Origin of the sequence: Aulosira sp. FACHB-615 (assembly GCF_014698045.1) — a bacterium.
GTDB lineage: Bacteria > Cyanobacteriota > Cyanobacteriia > Cyanobacteriales > Nostocaceae > Nostoc_B.
Genome location: NZ_JACJSE010000048.1, coordinates 16727 through 30712 on the forward strand (window position 1 = coordinate 16727; position 13986 = coordinate 30712).

13 protein-coding genes and 1 pseudogene are annotated in these 13986 nt (G+C 41.1%); 8 read left to right on the plus strand and 6 right to left on the minus strand.

Annotation, left to right across the window (positions count from 1 at the left end):
- Positions 1-43: 43 nt before the first annotated feature.
- Together H6G77_RS32920 and H6G77_RS32925 are read left to right on the plus strand one after the other, a co-directional pair.
- A complete protein-coding gene (locus H6G77_RS32920; protein ID WP_190588205.1) occupies positions 44-364 on the plus strand; it encodes a DUF433 domain-containing protein in 321 nt (106 codons plus the stop codon).
- A complete protein-coding gene (locus H6G77_RS32925; protein WP_190873816.1) occupies positions 361-708 on the plus strand; it encodes a DUF5615 family PIN-like protein in 348 nt (115 codons plus the stop codon). Before H6G77_RS32920 ends, H6G77_RS32925 begins: the two co-directional genes overlap by 4 nt.
- A gap of 58 nt (positions 709-766) precedes the next feature.
- On the opposite strand, the gene H6G77_RS32930 is transcribed toward H6G77_RS32925, so the two are convergent.
- Positions 767-1354, minus strand: coding sequence for a Uma2 family endonuclease (locus H6G77_RS32930; protein WP_190588328.1), 588 nt, complete (start codon positions 1352-1354; stop codon positions 767-769).
- Positions 1355-1488: 134 nt separating this feature from the next.
- Here H6G77_RS32930 and H6G77_RS32935 point away from each other — a divergent pair, with 134 nt between their 5' ends.
- Entirely contained in the window at positions 1489-2181 is a 693-nt protein-coding gene (locus H6G77_RS32935) for a DevA family ABC transporter ATP-binding protein (protein WP_190873817.1), read from the plus strand.
- 177 nt (positions 2182-2358) lie between these two features.
- Here the strand turns inward: H6G77_RS32935 and H6G77_RS32940 are convergent, their stop codons facing one another.
- A complete protein-coding gene (locus H6G77_RS32940; protein WP_190873818.1) occupies positions 2359-3093 on the minus strand; it encodes a DUF1995 family protein in 735 nt (244 codons plus the stop codon).
- Between the two features lie 87 nt (positions 3094-3180).
- Entirely contained in the window at positions 3181-4050 is an 870-nt protein-coding gene (locus H6G77_RS32945) for an oxygenase MpaB family protein (protein WP_190588209.1), read from the minus strand.
- 106 nt (positions 4051-4156) lie between these two features.
- On the opposite strand from H6G77_RS32945, the gene H6G77_RS32950 reads away from it, so the two are divergent.
- The 5 genes from H6G77_RS32950 (at position 4157) to H6G77_RS32970 (ending at position 7087) form a co-directional block, all read left to right on the plus strand.
- Positions 4157-4762 carry a TetR/AcrR family transcriptional regulator gene (locus H6G77_RS32950; protein ID WP_190588210.1) on the plus strand — a complete coding sequence of 202 codons (606 nt, stop codon included), beginning with the start codon at positions 4157-4159 and terminating at the stop codon, positions 4760-4762.
- Positions 4749-5138: a tautomerase family protein gene (locus tag H6G77_RS32955; protein ID WP_190588211.1), complete on the plus strand. Its 390-nt coding sequence runs from the start codon at positions 4749-4751 to the stop codon at positions 5136-5138. Before H6G77_RS32950 ends, H6G77_RS32955 begins: the two co-directional genes overlap by 14 nt.
- Positions 5139-5257: 119 nt before the next feature.
- Positions 5258-5935, plus strand: coding sequence for a glutathione S-transferase family protein (locus tag H6G77_RS32960; RefSeq protein ID WP_190588212.1), 678 nt, complete (start codon positions 5258-5260; stop codon positions 5933-5935).
- Positions 5936-5958: 23 nt separating this feature from the next.
- A complete protein-coding gene (locus tag H6G77_RS36070) occupies positions 5959-6060 on the plus strand; it encodes a hypothetical protein (protein WP_313949884.1) in 102 nt (33 codons plus the stop codon).
- A 253-nt stretch (positions 6061-6313) separates the two neighbouring features.
- The gene (locus H6G77_RS32970; protein WP_190873819.1) at positions 6314-7087 is read left to right on the plus strand and encodes an FHA domain-containing protein; all 774 of its coding nucleotides are present in this window, start codon (positions 6314-6316) and stop codon (positions 7085-7087) included.
- A 75-nt stretch (positions 7088-7162) separates the two neighbouring features.
- Here H6G77_RS32970 and H6G77_RS32975 read toward each other — a convergent pair whose 3' ends face one another.
- The 3 genes and pseudogenes from H6G77_RS32975 to H6G77_RS32985 form a co-directional block, all read right to left on the minus strand.
- A complete protein-coding gene (locus H6G77_RS32975; RefSeq protein WP_190873820.1) occupies positions 7163-12319 on the minus strand; it encodes a calcium-binding protein in 5157 nt (1718 codons plus the stop codon).
- Between the two features lie 1208 nt (positions 12320-13527).
- On the minus strand, positions 13528-13863 hold the full coding sequence (tnpA, locus tag H6G77_RS32980; protein ID WP_396020698.1) for an IS200/IS605 family transposase: 336 nt from the start codon (positions 13861-13863) through the stop codon (positions 13528-13530).
- A 24-nt stretch (positions 13864-13887) separates the two neighbouring features.
- Positions 13888-13986: pseudogene (locus tag H6G77_RS32985) on the minus strand (IS982 family transposase); the annotation flags it as partial.

The window sequence follows — 13986 nt, forward strand, 5'->3', positions numbered from 1 at the left end:
GGCTATGTTAAATCTATGTAATAATTTGAGCATTTGAGAGATTATGAACCAAACAACTGCTACTGAATATAAATATATTCTGATTGATGAAAATAACGTGCCATTCATCACCGGAACTTCTATGAAAGTTGTGGAATTAGTTACTTCTATTCATGCCTATGGTTGGAGTCCAGAAGAATTACATTTTCAGTATCCACATTTGAACATGAGTCAGATTCATTCAGCTTTAGCTTATTATTGGGAACACAAAGCAGAGATTGATGCTGATATGCAGCGACGCTTTGAGTATGCAGAAAGATTGCGTTTAGAAGCTGGAGAATCCCCGTTAGCTAAAAGACTCCGCGCGGAAGGATTAATTAAGTGAGCCTCGCTCTTTATATAGATGAGAACGTCCATCGGGGGATTACAATTGGATTGCGAATGCGGGGTGTAGATGTATTAACAGTACAAGAAGATCAGCGTACTGGTTTTCCAGATCCTCTCATACTAGATCGCGCAACAGAACTTGAGCGAGTTTTGTTTTCCCAAGATGAAGATTTTTTAGCTGAAGCCAACCGTCGTCAAGATGAAGCTATAGACTTTGCGGGTGTAATTTATGCTCATAAACTAAGAGTTTCTGTTGGTGATTGTGTACGTGATTTAGAAATTATTGCTAAAGCTGCTGATCCTGAAGAATTGAAAAATTGCATTCAATACTTACCTTTGTAAGTGCGATCGCTAAATCCTGTTGGATATTTATAGCCTATTCTCAAAGAGACAAAAATCATCACCAGATTTCCGTCAAATCCAAAACAAATCCTGGTAAAACATCTTCTCCCGATAAAGTTTTTGGACTTTGTAAAATTTCAACTTCTTGATTGGGACGATAAATTTCCACCTGCTGCTGTTGGCGATTAATTAAGCATCCCAATTTCGCGCTATTCTCCATATATTCTCTCATTTTGGCGCGTGTCTTTTCTAGAGAATCACTGGGAGACATTAATTCCACGACAAAATCGGGACACAAAGGTGCAAATCTTTCTTTTTCAGCTTGAGTCAAAGCGTTCCATCGTTCCATCTTCACCCAAGACGCATCCGGGGAACGTTCTGCACTATTAGGAAGTTTGAACCCAGCAGAAGAGTCAAAGGATTTTCCTAGCTGATTCTGACGACTCCAAGCTCTTAACTGATAAGTTATGTCGGCATTGTAGTAACCAGTTTCGCTTCCTGTCGGTGGCATAATAATTAATTCCCCTGTAGCTGTACGTTCAAATCTCAAGTCACGATTATTTTGACAAAGTTGAAAAAACTGCTCGTCAGTTAAGTCAATATTTAATTCCAGGGGAGTAGGTAAACTGACGGTGTTAGTGTTCATATTATCTGTACAAAGAGCAGCAATATATTTTTCAATTTTAGTATCGTTTGTGTATAGCAATCTTAAATCATTCGTGATCACTAAGCTCATCGACTTCTTGAAGAAGTCGGGGAGCTAAACCCCACAAATTAGTTATGACAAACAAACCCATTATTGCTATTGAAAACCTCAATCACTACTTTGGTTATGGGCCATTGCGTAAGCAAGTCTTGTTTAAAATCAACTTAGAAATTAACGCTGGTGAAATTATTATTTTGACAGGCCCTTCTGGTTCTGGTAAAACTACCTTATTGACTTTAGTTGGTGGGTTGCGCTCTCCACAATTTGGCAGTTTGCAGGTTTTAGGACAAGAACTTTGTGGTGCAACAGCAGAACAATTAGTTAAAACTCGCCGCCATAATGGTTATATTTTTCAGGCACACAACCTGCATGGTAGTTTAACAGCAGTGCAGAATGTCAAAGTTGGTTTAGAATTACACACTCATATTAGTTCCCAAGAAATCCAAACTCGCTCAATTCAGATGTTAGAGCAAGTTGGCTTGGGAAATCATTTACATTACTATCCCGACAAATTATCAGGCGGACAAAAACAACGAGTTGCGATCGCCCGCGCTTTGGTGAGTTATCCCAAAATTGTTTTAGCCGATGAACCAACAGCCGCCCTTGATAGTCAATCAGGTCGAGATGTTGTCAATCTGATGCAAAAACTCGCCAAGGAACAAGGTTGTACAATCCTCATGGTGACACATGACCATCGCATTTTAGACATAGCCGATCGCATTGTGCAGATGGAAGATGGCAAACTAGTCCAAGCCGTCAAGCTGTAAGATGATTCACAACATTGTCGTGTGGTTGCAATATCGTCGTCACATCTATGTGTGATATTGAATGCTGTATTTGGTTACAAAATGCTTTTTTTTGGGTATTAAGGTAGGACTTCCTACCTTTTTTTTTATTACAACACAGAGGTAGCAAAGATATATTCCTTTGCTACCCCAGCTTGACTAACTACTCAAGGCTTTGATAAACCGTTGCAAACTCTTAAACATACTGGGCTTTTTCACAGGTGTAGCGTCACTTGAACCCTGCGATCGCCCTTGTAGGAGAAGATAATCTATATCATCGCCTGATGGTTTTTTGGGTAGTTCCGCAATTATTTCCCAATTTTCGCCTTTTTGTACCAAAACTTCCCACTGTCCGGGATAGCAGCGAAATACAGCCGTGGTTTCATCAACTGGGCGCAGGTAGTAACAAGATTCAATGGTATTCAGAAACCGTTGGCGAATTTGTCTGGCTGCGTAACCAATACCCACAGTTCCAGAATCTTCGAGGCGTGGATTTAACATGACCAATGGGCGATCGCCAATAATTTCACAAACTTTTTCTAATTGGGGTATTTCCACAGAAGTGGGGGAAACAAATAAGAAAATTTCGTCTTCTGGCTGAATTTTAGATTGAATCGAAACAGCCCTACCTGTACCAATATCCAGAATTTGGAATGGTGCATCTACCCAATCACGGCGGGCTAAGGCTGCACCACCAGCATCAGCAAAGAACACTTTCAACCGCGATTCATATTCAGCAAATAGCGGTATAAATTGTTCTGCTATGGGCATTTGTTTGAGTTCTGGGAACAGCAAATCAATTTGGACACGATTGTAACCGTCTGCTAAAGCGGCTTTTGTCGCCTCACGGGCTTGAGCGATCGCATCTTCAAGTGTATCGGGAAGTTGACTCATAGTTTATATCAGGTTTGAGTAATTGAATCACCAATGCCTAATTTTTGCAGTTTTACCGCCCAGCGATCGCTTACTCAACCACAAACCTTACTTCATCTGTAACTTTTCTGGCTTCTCCTCTGGCCCCACATTAGCTATTTCATAACCATTCGGGTAACTGCGGATAGGAGAATCAATATAAAAATTAGTCTGAGTGCGAGGTGGAAGCCAGTGCATTAATCTGGCGCGGAATTTGAGGATTTTGACCATAAAAGAACGCAGCAATGGTGAAGGATGTTCAAAACCAAAGGCATCAAGCATTGTCTCATCAAGTAAGGCATAGACGATTGGTTTCAAAGGTTTTCGCATCCACCAAGGAAACCAACTTAAAAATAAAGCAAGTGTTGATTCTCCAATACGGCGGTTTGTGTCAGAATAGCGAAAATTTTCCTTTTCGTAATTGAGTTTATAGCGTTCAAATTCTGCGTAGGTTTCGGGAATATTTTCAATGTGCATCCTCTTACCGACTTCTCGCCAAAAGTAAAAGGACGCTAATTTTTCTTGCTCGCACATCAACCGCCAACCAAAATTAGCATTCCAGTGGATAGGATCATAAATAAAGGTCGAAAGCACATATAAGAAATCGGCGTTGTCAATTTTAAAGCGTCCGTGGATGGCGTTCATCCGTTGCAATGCTTGTTGACCGCGATCGCTTTCATAACCCCATTTAACAATTTCTACCAACAAAATCGATGTGTCGTCATAGCGTTTTTGCGGACGCTGATGAAATTCTTTGGTCTTATCGAGTAATTTAGACATGCTGGGAACACAGTAAGTTCGCATTAAGGCTATTTCCAGCGATCGCTGCATCTCCCACGAAAATTCATAACCCGACATCAGATAATATATCTGGCTATGGTCAGTTACTGGGTCAAGTTGCTGAATCCGATTAAGGTTTTGGTAACGGTTGGGAAGCATAATTCATCACCATGACTGTATTTATTCTTAATCATTTCTGTCAGGATTGATTTATCACTTTTTATTATGTTATTTTTAATCAGACCAATCGGTCGGTAATGCTTTTATGTCCAAAGGTGAAGAAACCAAAACTCGCATTCTCCAACAAGCGGCGGAACTGTTTAACCAACAGGGATATGCGGGTTCGTCAATTTCAGATATTATGCGTGTTACCGGATTGCAGAAAGGAGGAATTTACAATCACTTTTCTAGTAAAGATGAACTAGCACTCCAAGCCTTTGATTTTGCGATCGCGCTTGTCAGCCAGCGTACAAAAGCCGCTATTCGGAGTAAACACCATGCAAGTGAACGTCTAGAAGCGATTATGGAAGTATTTAGCAGTTTTGTTGAGCATCCGCCAATTAAAGGCGGTTGTCCACTGTTAAATACAGCAATTGAAAGTGATGATGCTCATCCAGCATTGCGCGATCGGGCGCGACAAGCAATGAACTCTTGGCTTAACTTAATTTCTCAAATTATTACCAAGGGAATTAATCGAGGTGAAATTCGCACTGAAGTAAATGCTGAGGAAGTCGCAACTATTATTATTGCTACCTTAGAAGGTGCAATCATGATGAGCAAATTATACAACGATGTAATTCATATCCAAAGAGCAGTTACTCATTTAAAACAGTATATAAACACTAATCTTAAAAGCTATGGTACAAGTTAAAGTATATGGTTTAGCCGATAAACTAAATCCAATTAAATCAGATTTATCCCACATTATTCATACCGCACTAATAGAAATTATCAAAGTTACCCCTGAAAAGAAATTTCAGCGATTTTTCCCCTTAGAAGCAGAAAACTTTTACTATCCTCAAGACAGGTCAGATAATTATCTAGTCATCGAAATTATCATGTTTGAAGGGCGCTCAATCGAAACCAAAAAACAGCTACTTCACCAACTTATGGAAAATATTCATAAAACCTTTGATATTTCTCTGAATGATATTGAAATTACCATTTTTGAAACTGCAAAATCTAACTGGGGCATTAGAGGAACAACCGGAGATGAATTAAATTTGAATTACAAGGTAGAAGTTTAAATTTATGCCTAAGTCGTAAATCAAAATACCACTTTCTATAATTATCTTTCTTGGATAATTATTCATTTTTTTGCCTAATCACAAACCGTTCGGTCTTTTATTTTGAGGAATATTACCTGATGTTGAAGTTTTACTACAATCCCATTTCCCCGAATGCGCGGCGTGTATGGCTCACTTTACTAGAAAAAGAAATTGCTTTTGAGCCAATCTTGATGAATTTAGATGGTGATCAATTACAAGCAGAATTTTTAAAAGTTAATCCTTTTCATCATATTCCAGTCCTAGTTGATGATGACTTACAAATAGTCGAATCTCTGGCAATTATGGACTATTTAGAAGCAAAATATCCTACACCTTCACTACTACCCAAAGAAAATCAAGCTTTAGCAAAAGTGCGGATGGTACAGTATGTGACTGCTAATGAATTATTTCCACAAATAGTCTCATTAATTTATGAAAATACAGCCTCACCACAATTTCTTAAAGCCACACAACATATAGATAAAGTGCTGCTATTCTTGACGGAATTATTGGGTAATTCTTTCTACTTTGGCAGTGAACAGTTAACTTTAGCAGATATAGTTGCTGGTATAGCTGTGTCTTCCTTACCAAGTTTAGGCATTAACTTGAGTAATTATCCCAAGATAAATGAATGGACTGAGCGACTTATGCAACGTCCAGTCTGGCAGAAAACAAAATTGAGTGCAGATGATTTTGAACAGTTCAAGCGGCGAGTCCGAATTTTAGTAAAGTTGCGTAGGCGGGAGTTAAATCGGGGAAATAAAGCACAGGTTTAGGATTATCGATTAGCTACCAAATTATCGTCGAAAAACATGGTGGTAGCTTGGAATGTGTTTCCGAACCAGGTAAAGGGACAGAATTTTTGATTAAGATTTCGGTAAAGTTACACAAAAATGCTTAAACCACAAATAGCATCTCTCCCTTGTCTACCTTGTCTTTGTTGAGTATCCAGACAAAATTAATTACACACATTTTTTCTGTTACCTGTTCCCTATCGCCACGAATGAATTTAATTTTGTCCAACTACTTATTCACCTATCAACTAAGACTGCTAGTAGTAGAGATAAAATCAATCATACCTCTGGGTAAATACGCAAAGGTGTCAGCGATCGCCTAAACTATTTAACATAGGATTAGCGATACAACCGTAAGCCATGCAAAATCTCAATCAATTCAGCACTACAGGGCTAAGTTTACAGCTATTCCATGTTCAAACCAACACCGCTTTTGACATACCACCAAATTTAACGGTCATCCGGCTTGGTAAGTCAAATGACCAAAATCCCCCAGATATTGATTTTTCCAGTTTGCCAAATGCAGAAGTTGTTTCTCGCGCTCATGCTCAAATTATCGTCGAGAATGGCAACTACTTGATTGAAGACTTAGGTAGTTCTAACGGCACATTTGTTAACGATGTCAAGCTAGACGCGGGAACTAGATATCAGTTAACAGTAGGCGATCGCATTAACTTTGGTCAAGGTGATGCCATCACTTTCATTTGGCAAAATTCCCCAGCTTTAGCGACAGTAGTTCATAGCACGCAAATTGTACCCCCACCAGTTCAGCAGAAGCAACCAATCGTGGTAGATAAAACAACTAAGCTGATAGGTTTAAGCTTGATAGTTGCCAGCATTGTACTGTTAACTGCCAATGTGAGAATCGGCATATTTTTTGGTTTACCTAGCATTGCGCTTTGTTTTGCTGGAATTTTTGTATTGTGTCAACAACGGATCAATCGTCATCTCGGCTGGATTTTGATTGCTATCGGAATCCTCATAATTATATTTACTGGTCGGATTTTTGCCTCAGTTAACTTGTTATTGTTAATCGCCACCTCAACTTTATTCTTTATTGGTTATCTACTTTTCACAACAGGTAAAATATTGGGTTATGATTGGCGATCGCTCCCACAAATAATTAATAAATAGAAAAAAGGTTACGCTGATGGCGTAACCTTTGTTTTCTGTACTATTGCAATTTCATAATTAGCTTTGCGACAGTCTTTAAACAATCACAAAATTGCTGACATTCAAAGCCGGCGCACCAGACAATTGTGCTAGTTGTACTTGTCTGAATCCACCAGCATTACCATCTTGGTCAAAGTACAACGCACCAGTAATATTGTTATAGATGAATCTTTGATCGGTGTTGCTTGCAGCAGTTCCCAAGGTAAACTGACTAATCGATAGCGCCCCAGCTAATAAACCACCACCAAAACCAGCCGCAGATATCTGAATGATGTCATTACTAATGCTGAAGTCAGTAATTGTGTCAATACCTTCATTAAAACGATTAAAGACAAAGGTATCTGCACCGCTACCACCCGTGATCAAGTCATTACCTACGCCACCAATGAGAAAATCATTGCCATTACCACCAATCAAAGTATCATTTCCGCTACCGCCATCCAGGGTGTTATTCCCAGTAGCTTCTACAGCCGACAGAGTATCATTACCACTGTCACCATTGAGTATGTTATTGCCTCTGGAATAGTCAACCGTCAACACATCGTTACCAATACCACCATAGAGGGTGTTAATGCCAAACGAACCGACGGCGGACAATTCATCATTACCAACACCACCATCAAGTAAGTTATTCCCTTCAGAATATTCCACACTTAACCTGTCATTACCGCCTGCGGCAGTGAGGATATTATTGCCCACAGAAGCATCTGCCAACAACACATCATCACCGTTACCACCATTGAGGGTGTTATCACCTGTGGATTGACTGACATCTAAGATATTGCGCCCAACACCACTGTTGAGGATGTTATCACCAGAGGAACCAATTGCCGAAAGATAATCATCACCGTTACCACCTTCGAGGGTATTATTACCACTGGACTGATCTACATCTAATGTGTCGTCACCTGCATTACCAATGAGAGTGTTATCGCCCTCAGAAAGATAAGCCGACAGGGTATCGTTCCCAGTATCAGCAATGAGAGTGTTATTACCTGTGGATTGACTGACATCTAAGGTATTGCGTCCAGCGCCACCATTGAGGGTGTTATCACCAGAGGAACCAATTGCTGAGAGATAATCATCGCCACTACCACCATTCAGGGTGTTATCACCAGTGGACTCATCGGCATTTAATATGTCACTCCCTGTATTACCAATGAGAGTGTTATCGCCCTCGGAACGATAAGCAGACAGGGTATCATTACCATCGTCACCAATGAGTAGGTTGTTACCACTGGAATAGTCAACAGTTAATATATCGTTACCATGACCACCATCGAGGGTGTTAACGCCAGAGGAACCAACAGCAGACAGATAGTCATCACCAGCACCACCATCAAGCAGGTTATTCCCTTCAGAATATTCCGCACTTAATCTGTCATTACCACCTCTAGCAATGAGGGTGTTATTGCCCACAGAAGCATCTGCCAACAACACATCGTCAGCATTATCACCATTGAGGGTGTTATTACCACTGGACTGATTCACATTTAAGGTATTACGCCCAAGACCACCGTTGAGGGTGTTATTCCCAGTGGAACCAATAGCTGAAAGATGATCATCACCGCTACCACCATTGAGGGTGTTATTACCAATGGACTCATCCGCATCTAATGTGTCGTCACCTGCATCACCAATGAGAGTGTTATCACCCTCAGAACGATAAGCAGATAGAGTATCGTTACCGCCACCACCATTCAGCAGGTTATCCCCGGTAGATTCATCAACTATTAACCTATCGTTACCTTCGCCACCGTTGAGGGTGTTATTACCAGAGGAACCAATCGCTGAAATATAATCATCCCCAGCACCGCCGTTGATAACATCATTGCCACCACTGCCACCAGAAAGTGTATCGTTGCCGTTGGTTCCTATGATGTTGTCACTGAAGGCTGTACCAATCAGCTCCAGACTTTCGATATTTCTGTAGTTAACTCGATTTGTGCCTGCGGTAATTCTACCGCTATTGGTTGACGAGTTGTATGTGGAAGTGATGCCGGCTGTAGCGTTGCTGTAATCAACAAAAAGGTAATCGTAGTCTGCGCCACCGTCAACTGTTTGTACTACCAGGGTTGTTGACTGTTGTAAGGCAGTACTCACATAGATTGCGTCATCACCTCCGCCACCGTTGAGGTTGTTATTACCGGATGCACCCAGGGCAGACAATTCGTCATTTCCTGCGTCGCCATTGAGGGTGTTGTTACCTGTGGAATCGTCAACATTTAATATGTCGTCGCCTTCGCCACCGTTGAGGGTGTTATTACCAAATGAACCAGCAGCCAACAGTTCATCATCACCAGCCCCACCTTCTAAGGTGTTATCGCCTGTAGACTGATCAACAATTAAAATGTCGTCGCCATCTTCACCATCCAAGAGGTTATCACCTTCGGAACCAACGGCAGACAGATAATCATCATCAGCGCCACCATAAAGAGAATTAGCGCCACTTGATTGATCTGCGTCTAAGATGTCCTCTCCATCACCACCGTAGAGAGTATTATCTCCAGTGGAATTGATTGCCGATAAGAAATCATCACCGATATCACCATAGAGGTAATTGTCGCCACTTGACTGATCTACATCTAAGGTATCGTCGCCTGCGCCACCATTGAGGATGTTATCACCTGTGGAACGATAAGCTGTCAGGGTATCGTTACCGTCTTGGCCATTGAGGACGTTATTACCTGTGGAATCCGTCACATCTAGAGTATCGTCGCCTTCGCCACCATTGAGGAAGTTCCTACCAGATGAACCCACAGCCGTAATATAATCAGCGCCTGCATCACCATTGAAGACATTATTGCCTGTGGAATTGTCTGCGTTTACTGTATCGTCGCCTTCGCCACCATTGAGGGTGTTATTGCCAGATGAACCAGCAGCAGAAAGTTCATCATTCCCCGTACCACCTTCAAGGGTATTATCACCACTAGACTGATCAATAATTAAGATGTCGTTGCCACTTCCGCCGTCCAGAAGGTTATTACCTTCGGAACCAACGGCAGACAGATAGTCATCATCAGTACCACCATAGAGATAGTTCTCTCCAGTGGATTGATCTGCTGTTAAGATATCTTCTCCATCATCACCGTAGAGATTATTATCTCCAGTGGAATCAATTGCTGACAGATAATCGTCGCCACCACCACCATAGAGGTAATTGTCACCACTTGACTGATCTACATCTAAGGTATCGTCACCTGCACCACCGTTGAGGTTGTTATAACCAGATGAACGATAAGCTGTCAGGGTATCATTGCCGTTCTCGCCATTGAGGATGTTATCACCTGTAGAATCGGTTACATCTAAGGTATCAGCACCTGCGCCACCGTTGAGGGTGTTGTAACCGGATGAACCTACAGCCGTAATATAATCAGCCCCATCACCACCATCCAGCAGGTTATCTCCTGTGGAATTGTCTGCATTTAATGTATCCTGACCATTTCCACCATTGAGGATGTTATTCCCAGATGAACCAGCAGCCGACAGTTCATCATTCCCTGTACCACCTTCAAGCAGGTTATTGCCACTAGACTGATCAACAGTTAAGATATCGTCGCCACCTTCGCCATCCAAGAGGTTATTACCTTCAGAAGCAACGGCAGACAGAGAGTCATCATTAGCACCTCCATAGAGATAGTTCTCTCCAGTGGATTGATCTGCGTTTAAGATATCTTCTCCATCATCACCGTAGAGATTATTGTCACCAAATGAATCAATTGCTGACAGATAATCGTCGCCACCACCACCATAGAGGTAATTGTCGCCACTTGACTGATCTACATCTAAGGTATCAGCACCTGCACCACCGTTGAGGGTGTTGTCACCTGTGGAACGATAAGCTGTTAGGTTATCGTCGCCGTTCTCGCCATTGAGGATGTTATCACCTGTAGAATCTGTGACATCTAAGGTATCAGCACCTGCACCACCGTTGAGGATGTTGTAACCGGATGAACCCACAGCCGTAATATAATCAGCACCATCACCACCATCCAGCAGGTTATCTCCTGTGGAATTGTCTGCATTTAATGTATCCTGACCATTTCCACCATTGAGGATGTTATTCCCAGATGAACCAGCAGCCGACAGTTCATCATTCCCTGTACCACCTTCAAGCAGGTTATCGCCACTAGACTGATCAACAATTAAGATGTCGTTGCCACTTCCACCATCCAGGAAGTTATCACCTTCGGAAGCAACGGCAGACAGAGAGTCATTATTAGCACCACCATAGAGATAGTTCTCTCCAGTGGATTGATCTGCGTTTAAGATATCTTCTCCATCACGACCATAGAGAGTATTATCTCCAGTGGAATCGATCGCAAACAAAGAATCATCACCAACACCACCATCCAGGGTGTTATCGCCACTGGACTGATCCACATCCAAGGTATCCGCGCCTGCATCACCGTTGAGTGTGTTGTCACCTGTGGAACGATATGCTGTCAAGGTATCGTCACCACCATTCCCATTTAGCTGGTTATCCCCTGTGGAATCGGTGACATCTAAGGTATCAGCATCTCCTCCACCGTTGAGGGTGTTATTCCCAGATGAACCCACAGCCGTAATATAATCAGCACCCCCACCACCATTGAGGGTGTTATTACCTGTGGAATCGTCAGCATTTAATGTATCGTCGCCATCTCCACCATTGAGGATGTTATTCCCAAAAGTACCAACAGCCAACAGTTGATCATTACCAGCACGGCCTTCAAGTAGGTTATCGCCGTCGGACTGATTGATATTGAGGATGTCGTTACCGCCTCCAGCATCAAGGACGTTATTACCTTCAGATGCGATCGCTGAGAGAAAATCATCATTACCACCACCATTCAGCAGGTTATTGCCTGTTGACTGATCCGCGTTTAAGATATCTTGTCCACCACCACCGTTGAGAACGTTAACCCCAGAGGAACCTACGGCGGCGAGATAATCATCACCGGCACCACCATCAACTAGGTTATCACCGCTAGACTGATCCACATCCAATACATCGTCGCCTGCGCCACCATCAAGGATGCTATTTCCAGTGCTTGCAAAATTGGAAATATTATCATCTCCAGCGCCACCGTCTAGAATATCGCTGCCGCCATTACCTGATAAATTATCATTTCCACCACGACCTCTAATAATATCGTCACCAGTTGTGCCAATCAGGTTGTCATCGCCATTGGTACCGTTGATATTTGCCATAACTTTTACCTAAATAAATTGATTGATTCAGCCAGTTGAAAGTTTTTAAACTGCAATTTTCGCTGTTTTCAAAAATGAAAATTATGCTGATGGTTGACTCTCTCAGCATATTGTTTCAGCATCACAGCAATACAATTCAGTTAAATTATTCATACACAACTCGCAACATAGTCCTGGCGGCTACTGTTGCTTTCAACAATTACAAACATATTTAACTGAAGCATATTTAGATTACATAACAAAGTAATTTTTTATAAAGTTTTCTCCAAAATTTTTCAGAAACACATTTGCAGAATAGATTGTTTTTTAGCTGATTTTTAAGTCTTAATAGAATGTGATTTTGCAAAGTTTCTGAAGAAGTTTCTCGTGACATCAGTATATCAGCCCATAGATAACTGAGAAACTTTTGCAAGATATTGCAGGGTGAGTAAAATTTAAGATTAAACAATACCAATTTTCTGAATCTTGTATGAACATTACTGTTGTCCAGTAAAATCACTACACTCTTCTCAGAGTATGAGCATGTTTTTAGCTGGTTAATTGATGTATTATTTATGTCAAATTGGTATGTAGGATATTGTTAGTTGTTATTGATCTCTGCATTGCTGGTGCCTTTATGAATTCTCATACAAGCACTCATATTTAGGCTCTATTTTAACCATCCTTTGATCATTAGCGATCGCTCATCCAACAGCGAAACATCAAGCTTAAAGATGTATTTGACACAGAAAGACAATCCCACAGCTAGATAGGGGGTTTATACCTATGATTATTTAGTTGAATAAACTAGGTAATATCTAAATAATTTATTGAAATTGTACTGTATATTTACTGAGGTGTCTATTCTCACCAAAAGCATCTTTACATACTCTTTACAGTACCCATGAAATATATACATATAGTCATCGCAATATTTATATTTGTGTATTATTCACTTTTTGATAGCCAAGAAATATGGTAGAGGCAATTAGTAACAAATTTGTCCCGATTAGTGATGGTCAAGATATGAATGTTATCGATGATGAATCAAAAATAAAGAGATAATTAATCTATCTTTTGAGATGTGGTGCTGAGGGTTTATAATTTTCAGCCAGAATTTGGTGATTTAGCAGATTGCAACAATAATGTTAATTTTTTTAACCTCCTTGCGGGAAGTACCCCAGTTCCGTTTCACTACACTGGGGGATGAAAGCAAGGGCAGGATCTAGTCAACTACTCGGAGAATCTTGCTGCTTGATATATTTCTTCTCTGCGAGAGACTGCGTCAACAAAACATCAAGCGATACTCCGCCACTGGAATTCACAAAGTATGAGCCAGACCAAAAAACAGGTTTCCAGTAGTATTTGTCAACATGAGACTTGAACTCCTTGCGAATTAGTCTACTTGATGACGCTTTTAGGACTTTTACAAACTCAGAAATATGATTGTCTGGAGACAGATTGACCAATAGATGAACATGGTCTTCTTCGCCATTGAACTCAATCAAAATGCTTTTTTGTTGTTCACAGAGATCCGTAAAAATTGCTTGCATTCTTGTGAGAATTTCAGAAGTAACGCGATGTGCGACTTAATATTCCGTAACAAGTGCGTCGAATTGAAGAGGATCACAATTGTGGCGATTAAGCCAAAAACAGACGGTATGAGCTAAAATCTTGCGATTGAGGCG

Bases quoted from the DNA above. Each gene is read 5' to 3' on its own strand.
- H6G77_RS32920 (WP_190588205.1), top strand. From the start codon at position 44: ATGAACCAAACAACTGCTACTGAATATAAATATATTCTGATTGATGAA.
- H6G77_RS32930 (WP_190588328.1), bottom strand. From the start codon at position 1,354: ATGAACACTAACACCGTCAGTTTACCTACTCCCCTGGAATTAAATATT.
- H6G77_RS32935 (WP_190873817.1), top strand. From the start codon at position 1,489: ATGACAAACAAACCCATTATTGCTATTGAAAACCTCAATCACTACTTT.
- H6G77_RS32940 (WP_190873818.1), bottom strand. From the start codon at position 3,093: ATGAGTCAACTTCCCGATACACTTGAAGATGCGATCGCTCAAGCCCGT.
- H6G77_RS32945 (WP_190588209.1), bottom strand. From the start codon at position 4,050: ATGCTTCCCAACCGTTACCAAAACCTTAATCGGATTCAGCAACTTGAC.
- H6G77_RS32950 (WP_190588210.1), top strand. From the start codon at position 4,157: ATGTCCAAAGGTGAAGAAACCAAAACTCGCATTCTCCAACAAGCGGCG.
- H6G77_RS32955 (WP_190588211.1), top strand. From the start codon at position 4,749: ATGGTACAAGTTAAAGTATATGGTTTAGCCGATAAACTAAATCCAATT.
- H6G77_RS32960 (WP_190588212.1), top strand. From the start codon at position 5,258: ATGTTGAAGTTTTACTACAATCCCATTTCCCCGAATGCGCGGCGTGTA.
- H6G77_RS32970 (WP_190873819.1), top strand. From the start codon at position 6,314: ATGCAAAATCTCAATCAATTCAGCACTACAGGGCTAAGTTTACAGCTA.
- H6G77_RS32975 (WP_190873820.1), bottom strand. From the start codon at position 12,319: ATGGCAAATATCAACGGTACCAATGGCGATGACAACCTGATTGGCACA.